This window comes from Pseudomonas xantholysinigenes (assembly GCF_014268885.2).
GTDB lineage: Bacteria > Pseudomonadota > Gammaproteobacteria > Pseudomonadales > Pseudomonadaceae > Aquipseudomonas > Aquipseudomonas xantholysinigenes.
This window is the reverse complement of the sequence record NZ_CP077095.1, coordinates 4,300,874-4,326,892: the sequence shown is the minus strand read 5'-3', so window position 1 is coordinate 4,326,892 and position 26,019 is coordinate 4,300,874. Positions and strand designations below refer to the sequence as shown.

The window sequence follows — 26,019 nt, the reverse complement described above, 5'->3', positions numbered from 1 at the left end:
ATCAATGCGCCACAGGCTGCTCGGTCAGCTCCGGCTCCACCAGCGCCACCAGTGTCCACCCAGGCTGCGGTTTGAGCGGATTGTCCGGGCTGGCCACATGCACCCAGCCTTGCCCGTCCCGGGCGAACAGCAGCGTGGCCCGCGAGCCATGCAGTTGTTGGTAGTCACCCCAATCGAAGGCCTCGGTCAGTGTGGTGCTGTAAAGCTCGGCACCCTGGTGCAGCAGCTTGGCCAGTTGTCCATAGGTCATCGGGCTCGATCCGAGCAATTGCCCACGGTGTTCCTCGCTGGCCCGGTGCTTGTCGCTGCGCTGTTTTTCCAGACCGCTGGCCAGCACGAACAACCGGGCCTGGCCGAAGTCATGGCGAAAGCGCGCACAGGCCAGCGCATTGAGCTCGCCCGCCGGTGACAGCCCGAGCAGATGGCCCAGGCCAACCAGGTCAAGGTGGGCATCGGCGTGCTGCGAGGCGGGGTTGCCAAAGTAGGTCGGCAGGTTATCCATGCGCGCGGCACGAATGTTCTCCCAGCTCGAATCGGTCAGCAGCACCCGGCAGCCGAGTTGTTGCAGCGCCTTGGCGATAGCGCGCGCGGGTGGGTTGGCGCCCACGATGAGAAACCCGCTGGGTGCCGGCTCCGCAACCTTGAGCAGGCGAGCCAGGGGCCTTGCCGTGGCGCTTTGCAGTACCACGGTGCCGATGATCACGGCGAAGGTCAGCGGCACCAGCAGCAGCGCGCCTTCATGACCGGCCTCGTCCAGGCGGATGGCGAAGATCGCCGATACCGCCGCGGCGACGATGCCCCGTGGCGCAATCCAGGCCAATAGCGCGCGCTCGCGCCAGTTCAATGGCGAACCCAGGGTCGACAGCCAGACGTTCAGCGGCCGCGCCAGCAACTGGATCACCAGCAGCAGTGCCAGCACCGCCGGGCCCAGGGCCAGCAACGCATGCAGGTCAAGCCGCGCCGCCAGCAGGATGAACAGGCCGGAGATCAGCAATACGCTGAGGTTTTCCTTGAAGTGCAGGATCTGCCGCACATCCACGCCGGGCATGTTGGCCAGCCACATGCCCATGATGGTGACTGCCAGCAGCCCTGACTCATGGACGATCTGGTTGGCGGCGATGAAAATGCCCAGTACCGCTGCCAGCGAGGCGAGGTTGTGCAGGTATTCCGGCAGCCACTGCTCGCGCATCACCTGCCCCAGCACCCAGCCACCCGCGGCGCCGAGCGCGCTGCCGCAGAGGATCACCCCGGCGAAGGTCACCAGGCTCTGGCTCAGGCCATTGTCGGCGGCGCTGGCGATGATGAAGCTGTAGACCACCACCGCCAGCAAGGCGCCGATCGGGTCGATGACAATGCCTTCCCAGCGCAGGATGTTGGCAATCGCCGCCTTCGGCCGCACCACCCGCAGCATGGGCACGATCACCGTGGGGCCGGTGACCAGGGTCAGGGTGCCGAACAGGATTGCCAGGGGCCAATCGAAACCCAGCAGCCAATGGGTGGCCAGGGCGATCACCAGCCAGGTGCTCAGCGCCCCGAGGGTGACCAGGCGATGCACCACGCTGCCGATCTCGCGCCACTGCGACAGGTGCAGGGTGAGGCTGCCTTCGAACAGGATCAGCGCCACCGCCAGGGAAACCAGCGGCATGAGCAGCGGACCGAACAGGGCCTGGGGCTGCAGCCAGCCCAGAATCGGCCCGGCAAGTATGCCGCACAGCAGCAGGAACAGGATCGCCGGCAATTTCAGGCGCCAGGCCAGCCATTGGCAGAGCAGGGCGGCCGCGCCGATGCCGCCGACACTCAAAAGAATTTGCTGTTCGTTCACGCGGGCTCCCTCTGCATGCCTGGTTATGAAAGACTAAGCGCCTTTTCGTCGTTTGCCATCGAGTCTTCATGCCTGCACTGGACCACCCCCTGATCGACCAGTTCCTCGACGCCCTGTGGCTGGAGAAGGGGCTGTCGGACAACACGCGCGCCTCGTACCGCAGCGACCTGGCGCTGTTCAACGGCTGGCTGCAGGAAAAGCACGTGCTGTTGCCCGACGCTGGCCGCGAGTTGATCCTCGATCACCTGGCCTGGCGCTTCGACCAGGGCTACAAGCCGCGTTCCACGGCGCGGTTCCTCTCGGGGGTGCGTGGCTTTTTTCGCTATTTGCTGCGCGAACGGATGATCGCGGTCGATCCGACCCTGCAGGTCGACATGCCGCAGTTGGGTCGACCCTTGCCCAAGTCCCTCTCGGAGGCCGACGTCGAAGCCCTGCTGCAGGCGCCGGAGCTAGGCGAGGCCATCGGCCAGCGTGACCGGGCGATGCTCGAGGTCCTGTATGCCTGCGGCCTGCGGGTCACCGAGCTGGTCAGCCTGACCCTCGATCAGGTCAACCTGCGCCAGGGCGTGCTGCGGGTGATGGGCAAGGGCAGCAAGGAGCGCCTGGTGCCGATGGGCGAGGAAGCCGTGGTATGGATCGAGCGCTACCTGCGTGATGGCCGCGCCGAACTGCTCAATGGCCGGCCCAGCGATGTGCTGTTCCCCAGTCAGCGTGGCGAGCAGATGACCCGCCAAACCTTCTGGCACCGTATCAAGCACCACGCCCAGGTCGCCGGGATCGGCAAGGCGCTGTCGCCGCACACGCTGCGCCATGCCTTTGCCACCCATCTGCTCAACCACGGCGCCGACCTGCGCGTGGTGCAGATGCTGCTGGGGCACAGCGACCTCTCCACCACGCAGATCTACACCCACGTCGCCAAGGCCCGCCTGCAACAGCTGCACGCCCAGCACCATCCGCGAGGATGAATGATTTTCATGTTCCGCCGACCGGTGCCTGAGGACCCCTACTGCGCCGGTCGGTTGTGGTAGGCTTGGACGGTTTGTTGCAAGGGCCTGTTGTTCGCCGTGCGCCACGCGCGAGCGATGTCCCAACGGCCCCGTCCGCCTTCAGGAGTACCCCATGCGCGTGACCCAGATTTTCGCCGCCGCCGCCTTGGCGCTGGCCAGTACCTTTGCTGTCGCCGCCGCGAGCGACGCCAACGCCGGCGCCGAGCAGGCGATCCGCAAATCGCTGCAGAACCTCGAGTTGGAAGTACCGGTCGAGAGCGTTGCCAGCAGCCCGCTCAATGGCCTCTACGAGGTCAAGTTGCAGGGCGGTCGCGTGCTGTACGCCAGCGCCGACGGCCAGTTCGTCATGCAGGGCTACCTGTTCCAGATCCAGGACGGCAAGCCGGTCAACCTCACCGAGAAGACCGAGCGCGAAGGTGTCGCCAAGTTGATCAATGGCATCCCGCAAGGGGAGATGGTGGTCTATCCGGCCAAGGGCGAAACCAAGTCGCACATCACCGTGTTCACCGACACCACCTGCCCGTATTGCCACAAGCTGCACGCCGAAGTGCCCGAGCTCAACCGTCGTGGCATCGAAGTGCGTTATGTCGCCTTCCCGCGCCAGGGCCTGGGTTCGCCGGGTGACGAACAGTTGCAGGCGGTGTGGTGCTCCAGCGACCGCCGCGCGGCACTGGACAAAATGGTCGATGGCAAAGAGATCAAGGCCGCCAAGTGCGCCAACCCGGTGAGCAAGCAGTTCGCCCTGGGCCAGTCGATCGGTGTCAGCGGCACGCCGGCGATCGTGCTCGAAAGCGGCCAGGTGATTCCGGGCTACCAGCCGGCGCCCCAGGTGGCCAAGCTGGCCCTGGCTGGCCAGCAGCAAGCCGCCAAGTAATCTATTCAGTACGCCGTCGTCATGGGGTGACGGCATGTTTCACGGTCGGCGCAGGTGCCGGCCGTTCAATGGGGAGTTCACTGTGAATCCGGTCAAAGTAGGCATCTGTGGGTTGGGGACCGTCGGTGGCGGAACCTTCAATGTACTCAAGCGCAACGCCGAGGAGATTGCCCGCCGTGCCGGGCGCGGTATTGAAGTGGCACAGATTGCCATGCGCTCGTCGAACCCGAACTGCCAGATTACCGGTACCCCCATTACCGCTGATGTGTTCGAAGTCGCGAGCAACCCCGAGATCGATATCGTCATCGAGCTGATCGGCGGCTATACCATCGCCCGCGACCTGGTGCTCAAGGCCATCGAAAACGGCAAGCATGTGGTCACCGCCAACAAGGCGTTGATCGCCGTGCACGGCAACGAGATCTTCGCCAAGGCCCGTGAGAAGGGCGTCATCGTTGCCTTCGAAGCCGCGGTGGCCGGTGGTATCCCGGTGATCAAGGCGATCCGCGAAGGCCTGTCGGCCAACCGCATCAACTGGCTGGCCGGGATCATCAACGGCACCGGCAACTTCATCCTCACCGAAATGCGCGACAAGGGCCGCACCTTCCCCGATGTGCTGGCCGAAGCCCAGGCGCTCGGCTATGCCGAGGCCGATCCGACCTTCGACGTCGAAGGCATCGACGCCGCGCACAAGCTGACCATCCTGGCGTCCATCGCCTTCGGTATTCCGCTGCAGTTCGACAAGGCCTACACCGAAGGCATCACCCGCCTGACCACCGCCGACGTCAACTACGCCGAGGCCCTGGGTTACCGCATCAAGCACCTGGGCGTGGCCCGTCGCACCGCCGAAGGCATCGAGCTGCGCGTGCACCCGACGCTGATCCCTAATGATCGCCTGATCGCCAACGTCAACGGCGTGATGAACGCGGTGATGGTCAACGGTGATGCCGCAGGCTCGACCCTGTACTACGGCGCCGGTGCCGGCATGGAGCCGACCGCCTCGTCGGTGGTCGCCGACCTGGTCGACGTGGTGCGTGCCATGACCTCCGATCCAGAGAACCGCGTGCCGCACCTGGCCTTCCAGCCGGACGCGCTGTCGGCCCACCCGATCCTGCCGATCGAAGCCTGCGAGAGTGCCTACTACCTGCGTATCCAGGCCAAGGACCACCCGGGCGTGCTGGCTCAGGTCGCCAGCATCCTCTCGGAACGCGGCATCAACATCGAGTCGATCATGCAGAAGGAAGCCGAGGAGCAGGATGGCCTGGTGCCGATGATCCTGCTGACCCACCGTGTGGTCGAGCAGCGCATCGACGATGCCATCGTCGCCCTCGAAGGCTTGCAGGATGTAGTCGGCAACGTCGTGCGCATCCGCGTCGAACAGCTCAACTAAGCGGCAAGCTTCAAGCTGCAAGCTGCAAGTAAAGGCAGTGCGGTGTTGGGGCTTGAATAGAATACATTCGCGGCAAGGTGAGACGCAGAGCGCGAGAGCAACGCCAATCGGCTTTGACTTGTAGCTTGCAGCTCGAAGCTTGCCGCTCAAACCAAAGGTTTGTACCCATGCGCTATATCAGTACCCGCGGCCAGGCTCCGGCCCTGAACTTCGAAGACGTCCTGCTGGCTGGCCTGGCCAGCGATGGCGGCCTGTACGTGCCCGAGAACCTGCCACGCTTCACCCAGGAGGAAATCGCCTCCTGGGCCGGCCTGCCCTACCACGAACTGGCCTTCCGGGTGATGCGCCCGTTCGTCGACGGCAGCATCGCCGACGCTGATTTCAAGAAAATTCTCGAAGAGACCTACGGCAACTTCGCCCATGTCGCAGTGGCGCCGCTGCGCCAGCTCAATGGCAACGAGTGGGTGATGGAGCTGTTCCACGGCCCGACCCTGGCCTTCAAGGACTTCGCCCTGCAACTGCTCGGGCGCCTGCTCGACCATGTGCTGGTCAAGCGCGGCGAGCGCGTGGTCATTGTCGGCGCCACCAGTGGCGACACCGGCTCGGCCGCCATCGAAGGCTGCCGCCGTTGCGACAACGTCGACATCTTCATCCTGCACCCGCATCAGCGCGTGTCGGAAGTACAGCGCCGGCAGATGACCACCATCCTCGGTGACAACATCCACAACATTGCCATCGAGGGCAACTTCGACGACTGCCAGGAGATGGTCAAGGCCAGCTTCGCCGACCAGTCGTTCCTCAAGGGCACTCGCCTGGTGGCGGTCAACTCGATCAACTGGGCGCGGATCATGGCCCAGATCGTCTATTACTTCCATGCTGCGCTGCAGCTCGGTGGCCCGGCGCGCTCGGTGGCGTTCTCGGTGCCGACCGGCAACTTCGGCGACATCTTCGCCGGCTACCTGGCGCGCAACATGGGCCTGCCGATCAGCCAGCTGGTGGTCGCGACCAACCGCAACGACATCCTGCATCGCTTCATGAGCGGCAACCAGTACGTCAAGGATGCTTTGCACCCGACCCTGTCGCCGTCGATGGACATCATGGTGTCGTCGAACTTCGAGCGCCTGCTGTTCGACCTGCACGGGCGCAACGGCGCGGCGGTTGCGCAGTTGATGGACACCTTCAAGCAGGGCGGTGGTTTCAGCGTCGAGCAGGACCGTTGGACCGAGGCGCGCAAACTGTTCGACTCGCTGGCGGTGACCGACGCACAGACCTGCGAGACCATCGCCGAGGTGTTCGCCAGCACTGGCGAAGTGCTCGACCCGCACACCGCGATCGGCGTCAAGGCCGCCCGCGAGTGCCGCCGCAGCCTGGACACGCCGATGGTGGTGCTGGGCACCGCGCACCCGGTCAAGTTCCCCGAGGCGGTCGAGAAGGCCGGGGTCGACAAGGCCCTGGAGCTGCCGGCACACCTGAGCGATCTGTTCAGCCGTGAAGAGCGTTGCACGGTGCTGGCCAACGACCTGAAGACCGTGCAGGCCTTCGTCAGCCAGCATGGCAATCGCGGCAAGCCCTTGTAAGGCGCAGGCGTTTGCATCCATCGTACGAGGGCCGCTTTGCGGTCCTCGTCGTTTTCGGACATTTCCTATAGCTCTGCCTGCGTCCTCCTTCCTACAGTGGCGGCCATGTCTTTCGCGGCGCATTGCCCAGGAGCCGGCCCATGCACAATCTCCATGTGCTTATCCATCAGACGCGTGCCTTCCATCAGATTCGCCTGCACCAGGCCTTCAATGCCCAGGGCGCCTACAACATCCGCTTGAGTGATGACATAGCCGACGTGATCCGTGGTCTGGAGTGCGGGCTGTCCCTGGACCTGCTGGTCCTTGACCACCGGATGCCACGCGACGAGGCGTTGTCGTTGTTCGCGCGGTTGTCCTGTGCGCCCTTGGTGCGGGCGTTGCTGTTCGTCGGTCAGGCGCAAGCCGGGGCGAGCCTGGCGCACGAGGCGCGTCGGCATGGCCTGTGGGTGCTGGTGGATGTGCCCTGGGCCAGGCTGGCGGTGGCCTTGGGGCGGGCTCTCGACTGCTTGGCGATGGGCCGGCAAGGGCGGTTATCGAAGCTGTCATGTTGACCGCGCATGCTCGCTGGAACGGCCCGGATGCGAACTTTCCATCATGGTCGGCGGTCAGTTCAATCATGTCCCTAGCCAGCGAGTGATCCGGATGGAAACGATCTGCAGACTGCTCAACGATGCCTTGACTCCCTACCAGGCCGCGCTCGGCGCGCTCGATGCCAGTGGCCATCGCCAATTGACCCTGTATGACACGCATGGCGCACAGGTTCTGCAGCGCAAGGTGTGCGCGCGGCAGTTGCTGGAGCAACAGTTGCTGGTGGACTTGGTGGATGGCTTGCACCGCGATCTGCAGATCGCCGAAGGGCGTCTGCAACCTTGCATGATCGCGGCGTTGCAACAGCGTCAGCAGCCGCAGGGAACCTTTGCCTGACGCTCTTATCAGACACAGTAAGGGCAGTCTGGCGATGCTTTGCTCCGGTATCGCCCAGGTTGCCACTGGAAGTCCCAAGGGCTTTCGTTTGACCCCGGTCGTCTTCCCCAGCGGCCGGGGTTTCTTTTTGCTTGCCGGCGACCACGGCCTGTAGGTTCCAGCCTTGTTGGCGAACCACTGTCGGTGGCTGGTGCTTCAATGCCTGGGTTCGAAGAAATACCGGGCTTGTTCGAGGTAGTCCTGCCGCAGCGCCGGGTCCAGCCAGCCGGCATACAGCTCGGGCAGGGTCTGCTCGCGCAACGCGGGTAACAATCGATCGATATGGGCGATGGCCTCCCGTCCCTGGGCGGTGTCCGAGCAGCCGACATGAAGAAACTGATAGCGGTCGACGCCGCGGATCGGGTGGAAGCTGTAGTCATCCAGCGAACCACCTTGCTGCTGGATCAGGTAACGCACCTCTGGCCAATAGCCCAGTACCAGTTGCAGGCGCCCCAGTCGCTGCATCTGCAGCAGGTTGGCGGTGGCATCGTTGCCGTAATGGCGGCTGAAGGCGCTATCGGGCAACTGGCGCAGGACCTGATCGACCTGCACGCTGTAGCTGCGTTCGGCGACGATGCCGAGTTTCAACTGGGTCTGCGCCAGCAATTGTTGCAAGTCGACCTGTTGGCCTTCGAGGTAGGGGCTGAGCAAAGCCAAGTCCTGCTTGCGGATTACCAGGCCACTGCTGAGCACACCCAGTGAAGGCGTGGAAAAGTGCACGTAGCGGGCGCGTTCGGGGGTCCACAGCAGAGTCGGATCGCAGGTGAAACTGCGCTCCTGGAGCATCTGGATGCCACGCGCGCGGTTGACCCGAATGATGCTGTGCTCGTACTCCGGCATCTGCGCGATCAATTGCGGCAGCAACTGGTCGATCACACCGCTTCCCTTGGCCGGCCCTTCGAAGATGGTGAAGGGCGGCAGGTCGCGCACCAGCCACAGCAGGCGTTCCTTGGCCTCGGCGATGTGCACGCTGGCAAGCAGCAGGCAGAGCAGGGCAGGCAGGTGCGCGATACGCATGAGCCAGGCAGCCGCTTGGATTCAGACCGCGCCGTCGGCGCGCAAGCGGGCGATGGCGGCTGTGTCGTAACCCAGCGTGGTGAGCAGCGCATTGGTGTGTTCACCCAGGGACGGGCCGATCCATTCGGCACTGCCTGGGGTCTCGGACAGCTTGGGCACGATGCCGGGCATCTTGAACGGCTTGCCATCCGGCAGGCGGGCGTGGAGGAACATCTCGCGGGCGAGGAATTGCGGATCGCCCAGCATGTCCTCGGCAGAATAGATGCGGCTGGCTGGCACCTCGGCGTCGGTGAGCACCTGCATCACCTCGGCCAGTGACAGGCTGTTGGCCCAGCGGTCGATCACCCCGTAGAGCTCGTCACGGCGAGCATCGCGGCCGTCGTTGGTGGACAGCGTGGCATCGTTGGCCAGGTCGGCGCGGCCGATGGCCTGCATGAAGCGCTTGAAGATCGCATCGCCATTGGCGCCGATCTGCACGTGGCGACCATCGGCGGTGGTGTGGATGGAGGAGGGGGTGATGCCCGGCATGATATTGCCGGTGCGTTCGCGGATGAAACCGAACACGTCGAACTCCGGGACCATGCTCTCCATCATGGCGAAGATCGCCTCGTACAGCGCCACGTCCACCACTTGCCCTTGGCCGCCGTTGACCTCGCGATGACGCAGGGCCATCAGCGCGCCGATCACGCCCCACAGCGCGGCGATCGAGTCGCCGATGGAGATCCCCGTGCGTACCGGCGGGCGGTCCTCGAAGCCAGTGATGTAGCGCAGGCCGCCCATGGATTCGCCGACCGCGCCGAAGCCCGGCTGGTCTTTCATCGGCCCGGTCTGGCCGAAGCCCGACAGGCGCACCATGACCAGGCGCGGGTTGAGCGCATGCAGTACGTCCCAGCCCAGGCCGAGTTTTTCCAGCACGCCGGGGCGGAAGTTCTCGATCAGGATGTCGGCCTCGGCGAGCAGGCGCTTGAGCACTTCGCGGCCGTCCGGGTGCTTGAGGTTGAGGGTCAGCGACTGCTTGTTGCGCGCCTGGACGAACCACCACAGCGAAGTGCCTTCATACAACTTGCGCCATTTACGCAGCGGGTCGCCGCCGTCCGGTGATTCGACCTTGATCACTTCGGCGCCGAATTCGGCGCAGATGCGCGAGGCGAAGGGGCCGGCGATCAGGGTGCCGAGTTCGATGACTTTCAGGCCGGCGAGGGGTTTGCTGGGCGTGGGCATGGGGCATCCGTTACGGCTGGGCGTGCGCAGGTTGTATCACAGCTCGACGGTGGCAGGTATACCGGCGTCGTCCGAGGCGGCGCTATCGGTTAGACTGTGCGACTTTTCCCCCGCAAGAAGCCCATCACTCATGGCCCAGCCGTCCACCACCTACAAGTTCGAACTGAATCTGACCGACCTCGACCGCGGCGTGTACGAGAGCGTCAAGCAGACCATCGCCCGTCACCCTTCGGAAACCGAAGAGCGCATGGCCGTGCGCCTGTTGGCCTATGCCCTCTGGTACAACGAAAACCTGGCGTTCGGCCGGGGCCTGTCGGATGTCGACGAGGCCGCGGTGTGGGAAAAGAGCCTGGATGATCGCATCCTGCACTGGATCGAGGTCGGCCAGCCCGACGCCGACCGGTTGACCTGGTGCTCGCGTCGAACCGAACGTACCAGCCTGCTGGCCTACGGCAGCCTGCGCGTCTGGGAGACCAAGGTGCTGGGCGCGGTCAAGGGCCTGAAGAACCTGAACGTCGCCGCCGTGCCGCAGGAGGTGCTGGAAACCCTGGCCACCGACATGCCGCGTGCGATCAAGTGGGATGTGATGATCAGCGAAGGCACGGTGTTCGTCACCGACGACCGTGGCCAGCACGAAGTGCAGTTGCAGTGGCTGCTCGGTGAGCGCGGCTGATATCTCTTTAAGCGGAATACCGAAGACCCATGCGCATCGAGCCTCGTCCCCTGCCATCGCCCTTGCCCTTGCTGGGCAACCTGCCTCCCTTGCTGACCCGCTTGTATGCCGCCCGTGGCGTACAGTCCGAAGCCGAACTGGACAAGAGCCTGGCGCGGCTGTTGCCGTACCAGCAGCTCAAGGGTATCGACGCGGCGGTGGAGCTGTTGGTCGAGGCCCTGGACCTGCGTCAGCGCATCCTTATTGTCGGTGACTTCGACGCCGACGGCGCCACGGCCAGTACGGTCGGTGTACTGGGGTTGCGCCTGCTGGGCGCGGCGCAGGTCGACTACCTGGTGCCCAATCGCTTCGAGTACGGCTATGGGCTGACCCCGGAGATCGTCGAGGTGGCCCTGCAGCGCCAGCCGCAGTTGCTGATCACCGTGGACAATGGCATCTCCAGCGTCGAGGGCGTGGCGGCGGCCAAGGCGGCGGGGCTCAAGGTGCTGGTCACCGACCACCATTTGCCGGGCGAGCATTTGCCGGAGGCGGACGCCATCGTCAACCCGAACCAGCCGGGCTGCGCCTTTGCGAGCAAGTCGCTGGCAGGGGTCGGGGTGATCTTCTATGTGCTGATGGCCTTGCGGGCTCGCCTGCGCAGTCTGGGCCGCTATGAAACACAGGCGCAGCCGAACATCGGTGAGTTGCTCGACCTGGTGGCGCTGGGCAGTGTCGCCGACGTGGTGCCGCTGGATGCCAACAACCGCATCCTGGTGCACCAGGGCTTGGAGCGTATCCGTGCCGGTCGTGCCCGCCCGGGGCTCAAGGCCATTCTCGAGGTGGCGCGGCGCGATCACCGGCGTATTACTTCCACCGACCTGGGGTTCATCCTTGGCCCTCGGCTCAATGCCGCCGGCCGGTTGGATGACATGAGCCTGGGTATTGAGTGCTTGTTGTGCGAGGACGCGGCGTTGGCGTTGGACATGGCCCAGCAGCTCGATGGTCTGAACCAGGATCGCAAGTCCATCGAGCAGGGCATGCAGCGTGAGGCGCTGGCCCAGCTCAAGGACCTGCCGGTGGAGTCGATGCCCTATGGGCTGTGCTTGTTCGATGCTGATTGGCACCAAGGGGTGATCGGCATTCTTGCCTCGCGCTTGAAGGAGCGCTATCACCGCCCGACCATAGCCTTTGCCGATGCCGGGGAGGGCATGCTCAAGGGCTCGGCGCGGTCGGTGGCGGGGTTCCATATTCGTGATGCGCTGGATGCGGTGGCGGCGCGGCACCCGGCGCTGATCAGCAAGTTTGGCGGGCATGCCATGGCGGCGGGGCTGTCACTGCCGGCCGAGCACTTCCCGGCGTTTGCCGAGGCCTTCGATGAGGAGGTCCGGCGCCAGTTGCGGGAGGAAGACCTGACAGGGCGGTTGCTGTCCGATGGCACGCTGGCGGTGGAGGAGTTCCACCTGGACCTGGCGCGGGCTCTGCGCAATGCCGGGCCCTGGGGGCAGCATTTTCCGGAGCCGTTGTTCCATGGGGTGTTCCAGTTGGTCGAGCAACGGGTCGTGGGGGAGCGGCATCTGAAGGTGGTGCTCAAGAGCGAATGTGGGACGGTGCGGTTGGATGGGATTGCCTTTGGGGTTGACCGGGAGGTGTGGCCGAATCCTACTGTGCGGTGGGTGGAGTTGGCTTATAAGTTGGATGTTAATGAGTTTCGGGGGAATGAGAGTGTGCAGTTGATGATTGCGCATATTGAGGCGCGGTAGGTCGCGTATCCTTTGTTTGTTTGTTTGTTTGTTTGTTTGTTTTGAAAGTTGTATGCGCATTCATTTGCGATGTCGACGGATAGTCACCTTTCCGCCCTTACGGCGGGTAACTTTTTGAAGGATCAAAAAGTCACCAAAAAATCCTCGCTCCGTTCATCCGGCCCTCCGCTACGCTCCGGGTTCCCTCACTCCGGCCTTGCTCCCGGGAGGACCGCGCTGTAGGGCCCATCCTGGGCCCCAGCGCTTGACGGGCATCCATGCCCGTCACCTCCCTCCGCAAGACCTGCGTTCGGCCTCCTGAAGTCGCGAAGTTAGGGGCGGCGCCTGCACTGGCGCAGCTGTCGCTAGTTGCATATCTGTGATCTCCAGGGCCCTTTCGCGGGCAAGCCCGCTCCCACAGGAGAGTGGTGGAAGTTGAAAATATACATAACCCTGTGGGAGCGGGTTTACCCGCGAAAGGGCCGGAGCAGTCAATATTTAAACAACTGCCAGAAATCAATTAAAGCTTCTGTTCTTGTTCTTGTTCTTGCTTCCAAGCGCGCGATAGTTCAGGCGCCGCCAATTGCGACTTCAGGAGGCCGAGCGGAGTTCTGGCGTAGGGAGGTGACGGGCATGGATGCCCGTCAAGCGCTGCGCCCCAGGATGGGGCGTTCAGCGCGGTCCTCCCGGGAGCAAGAACGGAGCGAGGGGACCCCGGAGCGAAGCGCAGGGGCCGGATGAATGGAGCGAGCGGTTTTTGCCTACTTTTGCCCGCGTGCAAAAGTAGGTCGCCGTAAGGGCGAAAAGGTGACTGAATGTCGACATCATCTATGAATGCGCATAAAGAGATCAAAACCTACGCTATTGAACTCGATCCCGATCCCAAAACCACCCCCGCCCCCATGGTCTAGTCTGAAACTACCGGATCCGAGCCCACCCCACCGAAAAAAACGAACCCCGGACCGGAAAAAACCATTGGAGTCCCTGGGAGGTGCCCTCATGAGCCTGCTGCTTGAGCCCTACACCCTGCGTCAGCTGACCTTGCCCAACCGCATCGCCGTCTCCCCCATGTGCCAGTACTCCGCCGTGGACGGCCTGGCCAACGACTGGCACCTGGTCCACCTGGGCAGCCGCGCCGTAGGTGGCGCCGGCCTGGTGATCAGCGAGGCTGTCGCAGTGACCGCCGACGGTCGCATCACCGCTGAAGACCTCGGCTTGTGGAATGACGACCAGATCACCCCCCTGCAACGCATCACCCGCTTCATCACCGCTCAGGGCGCCGTCCCCGGCATCCAGCTGGCCCATGCCGGACGCAAGGCCAGTACCCATCGCCCATGGCTAGGCAAGCACGGCAGCGTGAAGCCCGAGGATGGCGGCTGGCAACCGGTGGGGCCGTCGAAGATCGCGTTCGACCCCGAACACACACCTCCACGGGAACTGACCCAACAAGAAATCCAGGACGTTATCGACGCCTTCGTGACGGCCACCGAGCGTGCCCTGAAAGCCGGCTTCAAAGTCGTCGAAATTCATGCCGCCCATGGCTACCTGCTGCACCAATTCCTCTCGCCACTGAGCAACCAGCGCCGCGATGACTACGGCAGCTGCTTCGAGAACCGCATCCGCCTGACCCTGCAGGTCACCGAGGCGGTACGTAAGGCATGGCCCCAGGAATTGCCGCTGTTCGTGCGGGTATCGGCCACCGACTGGGTGGAAGACGGCTGGAACCCCGACGAAACCGTAGAACTGGCCCGCCGCCTGCGCGCCTTGGGCGTCGACCTGATCGACGTTTCCTCCGGCGGCACCTCGGTCAACGCCGAGATCCCCACCGGCCCCGGCTATCAGACCCGCTTTGCCGAGCGCGTGCGCAAGGAGTCGGAAATCGCCACCGGCACTGTCGGTATGATTACCGAACCCGCCCAGGCCGAGCACATCCTGCGCACTGGGCAGGCCGATGTGATCTTCCTCGCGCGCGAGCTATTGCGCGATCCGTACTGGCCGTTGCATGCCGATGATGACCTCGGTGGCAACAAGGCGACCTGGCCGGCCCAGTACCAGCGGGCCACCAGCCGAGCCAACCCGATCCACGAGTCGGACCTGCGCGATTGATTCCGCCGAAGGCCGGATGACCGAAGGCACAGGAGCAACATCCGGATGCAAATGCGTTAAGCGAGGATTCAGCGAGTGGGCCTACCCTGACTACCTCACCCTCAGGAGGTACGCCAGATGAACACTCGCGGTTTGCTCGATCAGCTGCTCAGGTCCGGTCAGTCGCTGTTGCAGGAACACCAGGGCAAACGCGCCGATGGCAAAGGCGCGGGCGGCCTCGGTGGCCTGCTTTCCGGTGCCGGCGGCGGCGCCCTGGCGGCCGGCGCCATGGGCCTGCTGCTGGGCAACAAGCAAGCGCGCAAGTATGGCGGCAAGGTCCTCACCTATGGCGGCCTGGCCGCGCTCGGTGTGCTGGCCTACAAGGCCTATGGCAACTGGCAGGCGCGCCAGGGCGAGGGCAATCGCGAGCCGCAGACCCTCGATCGCCTGCCACCAGCCCAGGCCGAACAGCACAGTCAGGCGGTATTGCGGGCATTGGTGGCGGCGGCCAAGTCCGATGGTCATATCGATGACCGCGAGCGGGCCTTGATCGAGGGCGAGTTCACCCGCCTGGACAACGACCGCGAGTTGCAGCACTGGCTGCACGCCGAACTGAACAAACCACTGGACCCGGCCGAGGTGGCCCGCGCCGCGCAGACACCCGAGATGGCCGCCGAGATGTACCTGGCCAGTGTGATGATGGTCGACCAGGAGAACTTCATGGAGCGCGCCTATCTCGATGAACTGGCCCGTCAGCTGCGTCTCGACCCGGCCCTGCGCCTGGAGCTGGAGAACCAGGTCAGGCTTGCGCCGGGTCAATGAACCGGCATTTGGCCACTTCGCCAGGCAGGGACGCCTGAATAGCGCTGCATTCAGCCGCAAATACGTAGGAAGCCTGGGCTATACTTCGGCGATTTTCCCGCTCGTATCGAATTCCTGAGGGCTGAATGTGAAGAACTGGACTTTGCGCCAACGGATCCTGGCAAGTTTCGCCGTGATCATCGCCATCATGCTGCTGATGATCGTGGCCGCCTATTCGCGGCTGGTGGCGATCGAGTCCAGCGAGGAGGCGGTGGGGTCCGACAGCATTCCCGGCGTCTACTACAGCTCGATGATCCGCAGCGCCTGGGTCGACAGCTACGTCAATAGCCAGCAACTGGTCGGGCTGTCGAACCACCGTGAGTTCACCTCGGCCGACAAGGAGCTGTTCAAGAGCTTCGACGACCGCCTCAAGCAGCACATGGCCAGCTACCAGGCAACCATTCGCGACGCCGCCGACCAGGCCGCGTTCGACGATTTCACGCGGTTGGAGCAGGAATACGTCAAGCTTGTCGACCAAGTACTGGAAACCTACCAACAGAAAAACTATGCCGAAGCCCAGCGTTTGATCATGGAGGTCCTGACGCCGGCCTGGAAGGAAGGTCGCCAGCACCTCAATGAAGTGATCGAGCGCAATCGCGAATCCGCCGACAACGCCACCAATGAGATCGTCAGCGCGGTGAATACCGCCAAGGGCAGCATGATCGTCTCGCTGTTGCTGGCCATTGTCGCCGCAGGCGTTTGCGGCCTGCTGTTGATGCGCGCGATCACCGCGCCCATGCAACGTATCGTGCACGCGCTCGACCGCCTACGCTCGGGTGACCTGAGCATGCGCCTGAGCCTGGACCGCAAGGACGAGTTCGGCGCCATCGAAGGCGGCTTCAACGAAATGGCCGAATCGCTGGCCAACCTGGTGTCCCAGGCCCAGCGTTCGTCGGTGCAGGTGACCACCTCGGTCACCGAGATTGCCGCCACCTCCAAGCAGCAACAGGCCACCGCCACCGAAACCGCCGCCACCACCACCGAGATCGGCGCCACTTCGCGCGAAATCGCCGCCACCTCCCGCGACCTGGTGCGCACCATGACCGAGGTCACCAGCGCCGCCGACCAGGCCTCCAGCCTGGCCGGCTCCGGCCAGCAGGGCTTGGCGCGCATGGAGGAAACCATGCACCAGGTGATGGGCGCCGCCGACCTGGTCAATGCCAAGCTGGCGATCCTCAACGAGAAGGCCAGCAACATCACCCAGATGGTGGTCACCATCGTCAAGGTCGCCGACCAGACCAACCTGCTGTCGCTCAATGCCGCTATCGAGGCGGAAAAGGCCGGTGAGTATGGCCGTGGCTTCGCCGTGGTCGCCACCGAGGTGCGCCGCCTGGCCGACCAGACCGCCGTGGCCACCTACGATATCGAACAGATGGTGCGCGAGATCCAGTCGGCGGTGTCGGCGGGGGTCATGGGCATGGACAAGTTCTCCGAGGAAGTGCGTCGCGGCATGTTCGAGGTGCAGCAGGTGGGCGAGCAGCTCAGCCAGATCATTCATCAGGTCCAGGCCCTGGCGCCGCGGGTGCTGATGGTCAACGAGGGCATGCAGGCCCAGGCCACCGGCGCCGAGCAGATCAACCAGGCGCTGGCCCAGCTCAGCGATGCCAGCACCCAGACCGTGGAATCGCTGCGCCAGGCGAGCTTTGCCATCGACGAGCTGAGCCAGGTGGCGGCGGGCCTGCGTGGTGGTGTGTCGCGGTTCAAAGTCTGACGGCGATGAACGACTTGCCCGCCCGCGCGCCTCAAGCTTCGGCTGACCATGGTGTGCTGTACCTGCTGTTTCGCATCGCCGACCAGCGCTTTGCCCTGGATGCGCGCGAGGTAATCGAGGTGCTGCCACGCCGTACCCTCAAACCCATCGCCCAGGCCCCGGCCTGGGTAGCCGGCGTGCTCGCCCATCGCGGCGCGCTGATACCGGTGATCGACCTCTCGGCGCTGAGTTTCGGCGCGGCGGCGGCCGCGCGCAGTAGCACGCGTCTGGTCCTGGTGCGTTATGGCCATGGCTTGCAGCTGGGGTTGATCCTTGAACAGGCCACCGACACCCTGCGTTGTGACCCCGATACCTTCCAGCCTTACGGCCTGGACAATGGCGAGGCACGCTACCTGGGGCCGGTGCGCCAGGATGCGCGTGGGCTGCTGCAACTGATCCGCGTGGATGACCTGCTCAGCGATGAAGTGCGTGCGCTGCTGTATCCGCCTGAGCCCGGACAGGTGCCGGCATGAACGAACAACGTTTCTTCCGCTTTCTGCAGGAGCGCATCGGCCTGGACGTGGAGTCGGTCGGCACTGCCATGATCGAGCGCGCCTTGCGCCAGCGTTGCACGGTCGCGTGCGCTGTCGACCTGGATGACTACTGGCTGCGTCTGCAGCAATCCGCCGATGAACAGCAGGCCCTGATCGAGGCTGTCGTCGTCCCGGAGACCTGGTTCTTCCGCTACCCCGAATCCTTCACGGCCCTGGCCGGGCTTGCGCAGAAGCACGTGGCCGAGCTGGCCGGCGCCAGGCCTTTGCGGATCCTCAGCCTGCCATGTTCGACCGGCGAGGAGCCTTATTCGATCGCCATGGCGCTGCTCGATGCCGGCATCAACCCGGGTGCGTTCCGCATCGACGGTATCGACATCAGTCCCAGCTCGGTGGCTAAGGGCGAGCAGGGGATGTATGGGCGCAACTCCTTCCGTGGCACCCACCTGGCGTTTCGGGAGCGCCACTTCAGCGAGACCGGTGATGGCCATCGCCTGGCCGAGCGGGTGCGCCAGCAGGTCAGCCTGCAGGTAGGCAACGTGCTCGACCCGTTGCTCAAGGGGCGCGAAGGCCTGTACGACTTCGTGTTTTGCCGCAACCTGCTGATCTATTTCGACGTGCCGACCCAGCAGCGGGTGTTCGAAGTGCTCAAGCAGCTGATGCATGCCCAGGGCGTGCTGTTCATCGGGCCGGCCGAAGGCAGCCTGCTGGCGCGCCTGGGCATGCGTCCGCTGGGAATCGCCCAGTCGTTCGCCTATGTGCGTCAGGACGACGCGCCAGCGCCCATCCCGCTCAGCAGGCCGTCGCCAGCGGTGCGCCAACCTGTGCTACCGAGCCCGCCGCCACGGGTAGTGGCGCTCCCTGCACGTGTGCCGACGCCGCGCGCCACGGCACCGATGAGCAGCGTCGCGGCAGAGACCGAGGCGCAGTTGCTGGCGGCCATCGCCCGTCACGCCAACGCCGGCGAGAGCGTCCAGGCCCGGGAGGGTTGCGAGCGCTACCTGCGCCAGCATGCGCCCAAGGCGCAGATCTTCTATTGGCTGGGCTTGCTCAGCGACACCCAGGGCGATGCCGCCCAGGCCGTCACTCATTACCGCAAGGCCCTGTACCTTGAACCCCAGCACCCGGAAGCCCTGGCGCACCTGGCCGCGCTGCTGGCCTCGCAAGGCGACGAGGTGGGGGCCCGGCGTCTGCAGGAACGTGCGGCGCGGGCTGGCAGGGAGTCTGAACGATGAGCCACGAGATGCAACTGATCGCCCACGACGAGCAGGCAATTGACGATTGCTGGAACCGGATTGGCGTGCACGGCGACAAGCAGTGCCCCTTGCTTGTACGGCATGTGCATTGCCGCAACTGCGAAGTCTATGCCGACGCGGCCACGCGCCTGCTGGATCGCTATGCGTTGCTGCAGGACGAAGCGTTCGAGGCGCCTGCGCCGCCGGAGGTCGTTGCTGGACGTTCGCTATTGCTGTTCCGCCTGGGCGAGGAGTGGCTGGCCCTGGCCACCGCTTGTCTGAGCGAGATATCCCCCTTGCAACCGGTGCATTCCCTGCCTCACCAGCGTTCGCGGGTGTTGCAGGGGGTCGCCAATGTACGCGGGGCATTGGTCCCGTGCCTGTCGCTGGTCGACTTGCTCGGGGTGCCGGCCGAGGCCGGCGCAGAGCGCAGTGGCCGGGCGATGCCGCGCATGCTGATCCTGGCCGCCGAGGGTGGGCCGGTGGTAGTGCCGGTGGACGAGATCGACGGTATTCACCGTCTCGACCTCACCGGCCTGGACAATGGCCGCGACGCGGCGCATTTCACCACGGCGGTGCTGCGCTGGCGTGGTCGCAGCGTGCGTGTGCTGGATGAACAACAGCTGATGTCAGCCGTGAAGCGGAGCTTGTCATGACCCCGGAGCAAATGCGCGACGCCTCGCTGCTCGAGTTGTTCAGCCTGGAAGCCGAGGCGCAGACCCAGGTGCTCAGCGCGGGCCTGATGGCGCTGGAGCGTAATCCGGCGCAGCCTGACCAGCTCGAGGCCTGCATGCGCGCGGCGCACTCGCTCAAGGGCGCGGCGCGGATCGTCGGCATCGACGCCGGGGTGAGCGTGGCCCACGTCATGGAAGACTGCCTGGTCGCAGCCCAGGAGGGGCGTCTGCTGCTGCGCGCCGAGCATATCGATGTGCTGTTGCAGGGCACTGACCTGCTGATGCGCATTGCAACGCCGGGCGATCAGGACGGCGAGGCCTCGGTACCGGCATTCCTGGCACAGATGGCCGCGGTGCTCGATCCTGCTGCCCCTGTCGTGGCCCCGCCTGCGCCGCTCCCGGTCGTGGCTGAGCCAACGCCGCCGGTGAGCACGCCTGGTTCGCTTGGCGAGCCGGAGCCCGAGCTTGAGTCAGGCAGTGTACGCAAGCTTGGCAAGCGTGGTGGGGAAGGTGGCGAACGGGTATTGCGGGTCACCGCCGATCGCCTGAACAGTTTGCTCGACCTGTCGAGCAAGTCGCTGGTCGAGACCCAGCGGCTCAAGCCTTACCTGGCCACCTTGCAGCGTCTCAAACGCATGCACGGGCAGGGCATGCGCGCCCTGGATGGCCTCAAGACCCAGCTGGAGGACAGTGGCCAGGGCCCGGAAGTGCTCGAGGCCCTGGCCCAGACCCAGCAGTTGCTGGCGGAAACCCAGCAGATCCTGCTGCAGCAGGCCGCCGACCTCGATGAGTTCGGCTGGCAGGCCAGCCAGCGGGCGCAGTTGCTCTACGACACGGCCCTGGCCTGTCGCATGCGCCCGTTCGCCGATGTCCTGGCTGGGCAGAGTCGCATGGTCCGTGATCTGGGGCGTTCCCTGGACAAGCCGGTACGCCTGATCGTCGAGGGCGAGAAAACCCAGGTCGATCGCGATGTGCTGGAGAAGCTCGAAGCCCCCTTGACCCACTTGCTGCGCAATGCCGTCGACCACGGCATCGAGCTGCCCGAGCGCCGGCTGCTCGCGGGCAAGCCTAGCGAGGGCACGGTACGCCTGCGTGCTTCGCACCAGGCCGGCCTGTTGATCCTGGAACTGTCCGATGACGGCGCGGGCATCGACCTCGAGCGTTTGCGCCAGAGTATCGTCGAGCGGGCGCTTTCGCCCGCCGAGACCGTGGCGCAGATGAGCGAGGCCGAGCTGCTGACGTTCCTGTTCCTGCCGGGGTTCAGCCTGCGTGACACGGTGACCGAGGTGTCTGGCCGTGGTGTCGGACTGGATGCCGTGCAGCACATGGTGCGCGAGCTGCGTGGTTCGATCGAGCTGACCCAGGTGGCGGGGCAGGGCTGCTGCTTCCACCTCGAAGTGCCGTTGACCCTGTCGGTGGTGCGCAGCCTGGTGGTGGAGGTGGGAGGCGAGGCCTACGCCTTCCCGCTGGCCCACATCGAACGCACGGTCGAGGTGCCGGCCGACGCCATCGTGCAGATCGAAGGACGCCAGCATTTCTGGCATGACGAGCGGCATGTCGGCCTGGTCGCCGCCAGCCAGTTGCTCAACCGGCCCACGCCCCAGGGCGATGAGCAGAGCCTGCGGGTGGTGGTGATCCGCGAGCGGGAGCAACTTTACGGGGTGGCGGTGGAGCGCCTGATCGGCGAGCGGGTGCTGGTGGTGATGCCGCTCGACCCACGCCTGGGCAAGGTCCAGGACATTTCCTCCGGGGCCCTGCTCGATGATGGCTCGGTGGTGCTGATCATCGACGTCGAGGACCTGCTACGCTCTGTCGACAAGTTGCTCAGCACCGGTCGTCTGGAGCGTATCGAGCGGGGTAGCCGCAGTGGCAAGGGCGCGGTGCGCAAGCGCGTCCTGGTGGTCGATGACTCGCTCACCGTGCGCGAATTGCAACGCAAGCTGCTGGGCAACCGGGGCTATGACGTGGCCGTGGCGGTGGATGGCATGGATGGTTGGAACGCGCTGCGCAGTGACGACTTCGACCTGTTGATCACCGATATCGACATGCCGCGCATGGATGGCATCGAGCTGGTCACACTGGTCCGCCGCGACCAGCGCTTGCAGTCGCTGCCGGTGATGGTGGTGTCCTACAAGGACCGTGAGGAAGACCGTCGTCGTGGCCTGGATGCCGGTGCCGACTATTATCTGGCCAAGGCCAGCTTCCACGACGACGCCTTGCTGGACGCGGTGGTGGAGCTGATCGGAGGTGCGCAGGGATGAAGATCGCCATCGTCAACGACATGCCCATGGCCGTGGAGGCCTTGCGTCGGGCGTTGGCCTTCGAACCGGCCCATGAAGTGCTGTGGGTCGCCAGCAATGGGGCCGAGGCGGTGCTGCGCTGCGCCGAGCAGACCCCGGACCTGATCCTCATGGACCTGATCATGCCGGTGATGGACGGCGTCGAGGCGACCCGACGGATCATGGCCGAGACTCCTTGTGCCATCGTCATCGTCACCGTCGACCGCAAACAGAATGTGCACCGGGTGTTCGAGGCCATGGGCTACGGCGCTCTGGATGTGGTCGACACCCCGGCGCTGGGCGCCGGTGATGCCCGGGAGGCGGCGGCTCCACTGCTGCGCAAGATCCTCAATATTGGCTGGCTGATCGGCCAGCAGCGGCCCAGCGCACCGCGTGCGGTCACCACACCGTTGCGCGAGGCCTCGCAGCGCCAGGCCCTGGTGGCCATCGGCTCCTCTGCGGGTGGCCCCGCGGCGCTGGAGGTATTGCTCAAGGGCCTGCCGCGCAGTTTTCCGGCGGCCATCGTGCTGGTCCAGCATGTCGACCAGGTGTTTGCCGCGGGCATGGCCGAGTGGTTGAGCACGGCCTCTGGCCTGCCGGTGCGCCTGGCTCGGGAGGGGGAACCGCCGCAACCGGGGCAGGTGCTGCTGGCGGGCACCAACCACCATATCCGCCTGCTGAAGAATGGCGAACTGGCCTACACTGCCGAACCTGTCAATGAAATCTACCGGCCCTCGATCGATGTGTTCTTCGAGAGCGTGGCGCGTTACTGGTCGGGTGACGCGGTGGGCGTGTTGCTCACCGGCATGGGCCGCGATGGCGCCCAGGGTCTGAAGCTGATGCGCGAACAGGGTTTCCTGACCATCGCTCAGGACCAGCAAAGTTGCGCGGTGTACGGCATGCCCAAGGCCGCCGCGGCGATCAATGCCGCTGTGGAGATCCGCCCGCTGGAGCGAATCGCCGGTCGGCTGATGGAAATCTTTTCGAAATGACGATATGTATTGAGTCACGCCGCCGCTGCGGCAGTGATCGGGTGACTACGGATGAATGATCTACCAATCGAAGGTTTCACGACCATCAACGAAAGTGCGGCGATGGTCCTGCTGGTAGACGATCAGGCGATGATCGGCGAAGCGGTGCGGCGTGGACTTGCCCACGAGGAGAACATCGACTTCCATTTCTGCGCCGACCCGCACCAGGCGGTGGCCCAGGCCATGCGCATCAAGCCCACGGTGATCCTCCAGGACCTGATCATGCCCGGCCTGGACGGGCTGACGCTGGTGCGTGAGTACCGCAACAACCCGGCTACTCAGGATATCCCGATCATCGTGCTGTCGACCAAGGAAGACCCGTTGGTCAAGAGCGCGGCGTTCGCCGCCGGGGCCAATGATTACCTGGTCAAGTTGCCCGACACCATCGAGCTGGTCGCGCGTATCCGTTACCACTCGCGCTCGTACCTGACCTTGTTGCAGCGGGATGAGGCTTACCGTGCGTTGCGCGTCAGTCAGCAACAGTTGCTTGATACCAACTTGATGCTGCAACGGCTGATGAACTCCGATGGCCTCACTGGGTTGTCCAATCGCCGCCACTTCGATGAGTACCTGGAGCTGGAATGGCGGCGGGCGATGCGTGAGCAGCAGCAGTTGTCGTTGCTGATGGTCGATGTGGACTTTTTCAAGGCATTCAATGACAGTTTCGGCCACTTGGCCGGTGACGAGGCCTTGCGCCAGGTGGCCGAGGCGATCCGTGGTTGCTGTTCGCGGCCCACTGATCTGCCGGCGCGCTATGGCGGCGAGGAGTTCGCCCTGGTGCTGCCGAATACTTCGCCTGGCGGCGCGCGACTGATTGCCGAGAAGCTGCGTCAGACCATCATGGGGTTGAACATCGCCCACACCGTGCCCGAGGCGGCCTCGCACCTGACCGTGAGCATTGGCCTGGCGACCCTCACACCTAGTGTGGGCAGCCATTGCCGGCAACTTATCTCGGCGGCGGACAAAGGGTTGTACCTGGCCAAGAACAATGGGCGTAATCAGGTCGGGATTGCCTAAGTGTGTTCCCGCAGGGGGTTGAAGTTTCAAGGCTTGTATTCCTCCTGCGGGAGCCGGTTTGCCGGTAAGAAGTGACAGTCAAAGACTAAGAGCCAAATTGCTTTGCTCTTTGCTCTTGTTCTTGCTTTTACTTCTAAGCGCGCGATAGTTCAGGCGCCACCAATTGCGACTTCAGGAGGCCGAGCGGAGTTCTTGCGTAGTGGGGCGACGGCCATGGATGGCCGTCGAGCGCTGCGCCCCAGGATGGGGCGTACAGCGCGGTCCCCACGGGAGCAAGAACGGAGCGAGGGGACCCCGGAGCGAAGCGTAGGGGCCGGATGAATGGAGCGAGGATTTTTTGGTCCCTTTTTTATCCTTTCAAAAAGGGACCCGCCGTAAGGGCCAGCCCTTTCAAGGTCTTTGCGTTTTTTCGGATGTGGCCGCTTCAATTCAAGATTGCCGGGGCTGCGTTGCAGCCCTTTCGCGACACAAGGTCGCTCCAGGACGGCACGGTCACCTGTAGGAGCGGCCTTGCCGAGGCGTCGGACCGGTCGGAAAGGGTCGCAAAGCGACCCCGGCGAGTCTAAGTCGGACGCCAATTCTCAACACCTTGAAAGGGCTGGCCGTAAGGGCGGAAAGGTGACTGTGCGTCGCCATCGCCAATGAATGAGCGTATAACTTTCAAGACCCACGCTCTGAAAGTCAAAGTCAAAGTCAAAGTCAAAGTCAAAGTCAAAGTCAAAGTCGGTCGGCGTGGGTTTCTACAGATGTAAGTGCATTCATTTGCGATAGCGACGCATAGTCACCTTTTCGCCCTTACGTGAACTGACCCCCGAAAGTTGGACGGGGTACGCTATGGGTTCAGCGCTTGGGTCCGAAATTGTACCGGACTCAAGCCATTCAGTCTTAGACTTATACGCTCTTGGTTGTAGTAGGCGATGTAGTCCTCAAGGCCTGACGCCAGTTGTTCAACACTCTCAAACGATTGCAAATAGAAAAACTCGCTCTTGAGTGTGCCAAAGAAGCTTTCCATCGCGGCATTGTCCAGGCAGTTACCCTTACGCGACATACTCTGTTGTATTTTCTTTCTGCCCAGCATATGTCGATAAGCGGGCTGTCGGTATTGCCAGCCCTGATCGGAGTGCAATATCGGTTTGTCATCTGGGTTCAGCCGCTCGAAAGCTTGCTCCAACATCGCCGACACCATCTTGAACTCAGGGCGCGGATTGATCTGATAGGCAAGAATTTCGCCGTTGTACAGGTCCATCACAGGCGAAAGAAACAGCTTCTGCCCTTTCACCTTGAACTCTGTCACATCGGTTACCCATTTCTGATTAGGGGCTTCCGCCTTGAACTCACGCTTGAGCAGATCAGATGCAACAAGCCCTTCGGAACCTCGGTAGGAGCGATATTTCTTCACTTTTACCAGCGATTTCAGATCCATTAACTGCATCAACCGCTGCACCTTCTTGTGATTGATCACCTCGCCATGGCACCCAAGCACGGCGGTGATGCGGCGATAGCCGTACCGCCCCTTATGCCTGTGATAGACACTCTTGATGCGTTCTTTGAGGGCCGCATGCTTGTCGGCCACCAAGGCTTTGCTTTGGTAATAGAAGGTACTGCGTGCCAGCCCTGCAGCACGTAACAGCAGAGCCAGTCGATGTTCATGCCTCAATCCTTGGACAGCCTGCGCTTTCTTGGTTGCGCAGTGCGTGGATCCGCTTGGATCAAGGCATCGAGCTTTTTTAGATAGGCATTCTCCGCACGTAAATACTCCAGCTCTTCGAGCATTTGCTTAGGTGTCAACTCAGCATCTGCAGGCTTAGCAGGGCTTACGTTGGGTTGTTCTGATGCTTTGCGGGGCATACTGGATTCTCGGGCACGATGCGGGTGAAGTGCTTCTAGTCCGCCTTCATCGTACAACCTTTTCCATTGCCTGATGCTACTCGGGCCACGAATATCAAACTGTATGCAGGCTTGCTGGGCTGACAGTCCGTCTTGCTCGATGCACTGCAAAACCTTCAACTTGAACTGGGCGTCGTAGTGGCTGTACTTGGTAGCCAGACCTGCAGCACCGTGTTGCTCATAGCCCTTTATCCAACGGCGCAGCAGCGATGCACTCAGGCTATGCCTCAGTGCCACCTCATGAACACTCCGGGCAGAAAGACACTCCTCGATGAGTGCTTGCTTGAGCGCTAGGTCGTATTTCGTCATGGAACACCCTCCGCTTGGGGTCAGGCGTCCAACTTTCGGGGGTCAGTTCAACGGCGAGTCACTTTTTGTCAAACGCGACAAAAAGTAACCAAAAAACGCTGCGCTCCATTCATCCGGCCCTCCGCTTCGCTCCGGGTTCCC

Annotated in this window: 21 protein-coding genes; 17 read left to right on the top strand and 4 right to left on the bottom strand. The window is 63.7% G+C overall.

Annotated features, from left to right (window positions below):
* Position 1: 1 nt before the first annotated feature.
* On the bottom strand, positions 2-1,822 hold the full coding sequence (locus tag HU772_RS19325) for a cation:proton antiporter (RefSeq protein WP_186658598.1): 1,821 nt from the start codon (positions 1,820-1,822) through the stop codon (positions 2-4).
* 68 nt (positions 1,823-1,890) lie between these two features.
* On the opposite strand from HU772_RS19325, the gene xerD reads away from it, so the two are divergent.
* The 6 genes from xerD (at position 1,891) to HU772_RS19295 (ending at position 7,591) form a co-directional block, all read left to right on the top strand.
* Positions 1,891-2,787, top strand: a complete 897-nt coding sequence (gene xerD, locus HU772_RS19320; protein WP_186658600.1) for a site-specific tyrosine recombinase XerD — start codon at positions 1,891-1,893, stop codon at positions 2,785-2,787.
* Positions 2,788-2,941: 154 nt separating this feature from the next.
* Positions 2,942-3,703 carry a thioredoxin fold domain-containing protein gene (locus tag HU772_RS19315; RefSeq protein WP_186658602.1) on the top strand — a complete coding sequence of 254 codons (762 nt, stop codon included), beginning with the start codon at positions 2,942-2,944 and terminating at the stop codon, positions 3,701-3,703.
* A gap of 82 nt (positions 3,704-3,785) precedes the next feature.
* Positions 3,786-5,090, top strand: coding sequence for a homoserine dehydrogenase (locus HU772_RS19310; protein ID WP_186658604.1), 1,305 nt, complete (start codon positions 3,786-3,788; stop codon positions 5,088-5,090).
* 167 nt (positions 5,091-5,257) lie between these two features.
* A complete protein-coding gene (gene thrC, locus HU772_RS19305) occupies positions 5,258-6,667 on the top strand; it encodes a threonine synthase (RefSeq protein ID WP_186658606.1) in 1,410 nt (469 codons plus the stop codon).
* A gap of 140 nt (positions 6,668-6,807) precedes the next feature.
* Positions 6,808-7,218 (top strand): histidine kinase, encoded by a 411-nt coding sequence (locus HU772_RS19300; RefSeq protein ID WP_186658608.1) that lies wholly within the window; start codon positions 6,808-6,810, stop codon positions 7,216-7,218.
* Between the two features lie 91 nt (positions 7,219-7,309).
* On the top strand, positions 7,310-7,591 hold the full coding sequence (locus HU772_RS19295) for a DUF3509 domain-containing protein (RefSeq protein ID WP_186658610.1): 282 nt from the start codon (positions 7,310-7,312) through the stop codon (positions 7,589-7,591).
* A gap of 195 nt (positions 7,592-7,786) precedes the next feature.
* On the opposite strand, the gene HU772_RS19290 is transcribed toward HU772_RS19295, so the two are convergent.
* Together HU772_RS19290 and HU772_RS19285 are read right to left on the bottom strand one after the other, a co-directional pair.
* The gene (locus HU772_RS19290; RefSeq protein WP_186658612.1) at positions 7,787-8,647 is read right to left on the bottom strand and encodes a TIGR02285 family protein; all 861 of its coding nucleotides are present in this window, start codon (positions 8,645-8,647) and stop codon (positions 7,787-7,789) included.
* Between the two features lie 21 nt (positions 8,648-8,668).
* Positions 8,669-9,868 (bottom strand): CaiB/BaiF CoA transferase family protein, encoded by a 1,200-nt coding sequence (locus HU772_RS19285; RefSeq protein WP_186658614.1) that lies wholly within the window; start codon positions 9,866-9,868, stop codon positions 8,669-8,671.
* A gap of 130 nt (positions 9,869-9,998) precedes the next feature.
* On the opposite strand from HU772_RS19285, the gene HU772_RS19280 reads away from it, so the two are divergent.
* From HU772_RS19280 to HU772_RS19230, 11 genes are all read left to right on the top strand, one after another.
* Positions 9,999-10,541 (top strand): YaeQ family protein, encoded by a 543-nt coding sequence (locus HU772_RS19280; protein WP_134694035.1) that lies wholly within the window; start codon positions 9,999-10,001, stop codon positions 10,539-10,541.
* Between the two features lie 29 nt (positions 10,542-10,570).
* Positions 10,571-12,280 carry a single-stranded-DNA-specific exonuclease RecJ gene (gene recJ / locus HU772_RS19275; RefSeq protein WP_186658616.1) on the top strand — a complete coding sequence of 570 codons (1,710 nt, stop codon included), beginning with the start codon at positions 10,571-10,573 and terminating at the stop codon, positions 12,278-12,280.
* A gap of 978 nt (positions 12,281-13,258) precedes the next feature.
* Complete coding sequence (locus tag HU772_RS19270) at positions 13,259-14,365, top strand: NADH:flavin oxidoreductase/NADH oxidase (protein ID WP_186662765.1); 1,107 nt, start codon at positions 13,259-13,261, stop codon at positions 14,363-14,365.
* Between the two features lie 117 nt (positions 14,366-14,482).
* The gene (locus tag HU772_RS19265) at positions 14,483-15,166 is read left to right on the top strand and encodes a tellurite resistance TerB family protein (protein WP_186662766.1); all 684 of its coding nucleotides are present in this window, start codon (positions 14,483-14,485) and stop codon (positions 15,164-15,166) included.
* 127 nt (positions 15,167-15,293) lie between these two features.
* Entirely contained in the window at positions 15,294-16,916 is a 1,623-nt protein-coding gene (locus HU772_RS19260) for a methyl-accepting chemotaxis protein (protein ID WP_186662767.1), read from the top strand.
* A 5-nt stretch (positions 16,917-16,921) separates the two neighbouring features.
* The gene (locus tag HU772_RS19255; protein WP_186662768.1) at positions 16,922-17,428 is read left to right on the top strand and encodes a chemotaxis protein CheW; all 507 of its coding nucleotides are present in this window, start codon (positions 16,922-16,924) and stop codon (positions 17,426-17,428) included.
* A complete protein-coding gene (locus HU772_RS19250; RefSeq protein ID WP_186662769.1) occupies positions 17,425-18,681 on the top strand; it encodes a CheR family methyltransferase in 1,257 nt (418 codons plus the stop codon). The genes HU772_RS19255 and HU772_RS19250 overlap by 4 nt, the downstream gene beginning before the upstream one ends.
* A gap of 8 nt (positions 18,682-18,689) precedes the next feature.
* Positions 18,690-19,337: a chemotaxis protein CheW gene (locus HU772_RS19245; RefSeq protein WP_437182448.1), complete on the top strand. Its 648-nt coding sequence runs from the start codon at positions 18,690-18,692 to the stop codon at positions 19,335-19,337.
* Complete coding sequence (locus tag HU772_RS19240) at positions 19,334-21,616, top strand: hybrid sensor histidine kinase/response regulator (protein WP_186662771.1); 2,283 nt, start codon at positions 19,334-19,336, stop codon at positions 21,614-21,616. The genes HU772_RS19245 and HU772_RS19240 overlap by 4 nt, the downstream gene beginning before the upstream one ends.
* Positions 21,613-22,626: a chemotaxis response regulator protein-glutamate methylesterase gene (locus HU772_RS19235; RefSeq protein ID WP_217858731.1), complete on the top strand. Its 1,014-nt coding sequence runs from the start codon at positions 21,613-21,615 to the stop codon at positions 22,624-22,626. The genes HU772_RS19240 and HU772_RS19235 overlap by 4 nt, the downstream gene beginning before the upstream one ends.
* A 51-nt stretch (positions 22,627-22,677) precedes the next feature.
* Complete coding sequence (locus HU772_RS19230) at positions 22,678-23,682, top strand: response regulator (protein ID WP_186662825.1); 1,005 nt, start codon at positions 22,678-22,680, stop codon at positions 23,680-23,682.
* A gap of 832 nt (positions 23,683-24,514) precedes the next feature.
* On the opposite strand, the gene HU772_RS19225 is transcribed toward HU772_RS19230, so the two are convergent.
* Positions 24,515-25,878, bottom strand: a protein-coding gene (locus HU772_RS19225) for an IS3 family transposase (protein WP_437182400.1) whose coding sequence is annotated in 2 segments (ribosomal slippage) — positions 24,515-25,413 and positions 25,413-25,878 — 1,365 coding nt in all. Because the reading frame shifts where the segments join, the coding sequence is not laid out codon by codon here.
* Positions 25,879-26,019: the final 141 nt, after the last annotated feature.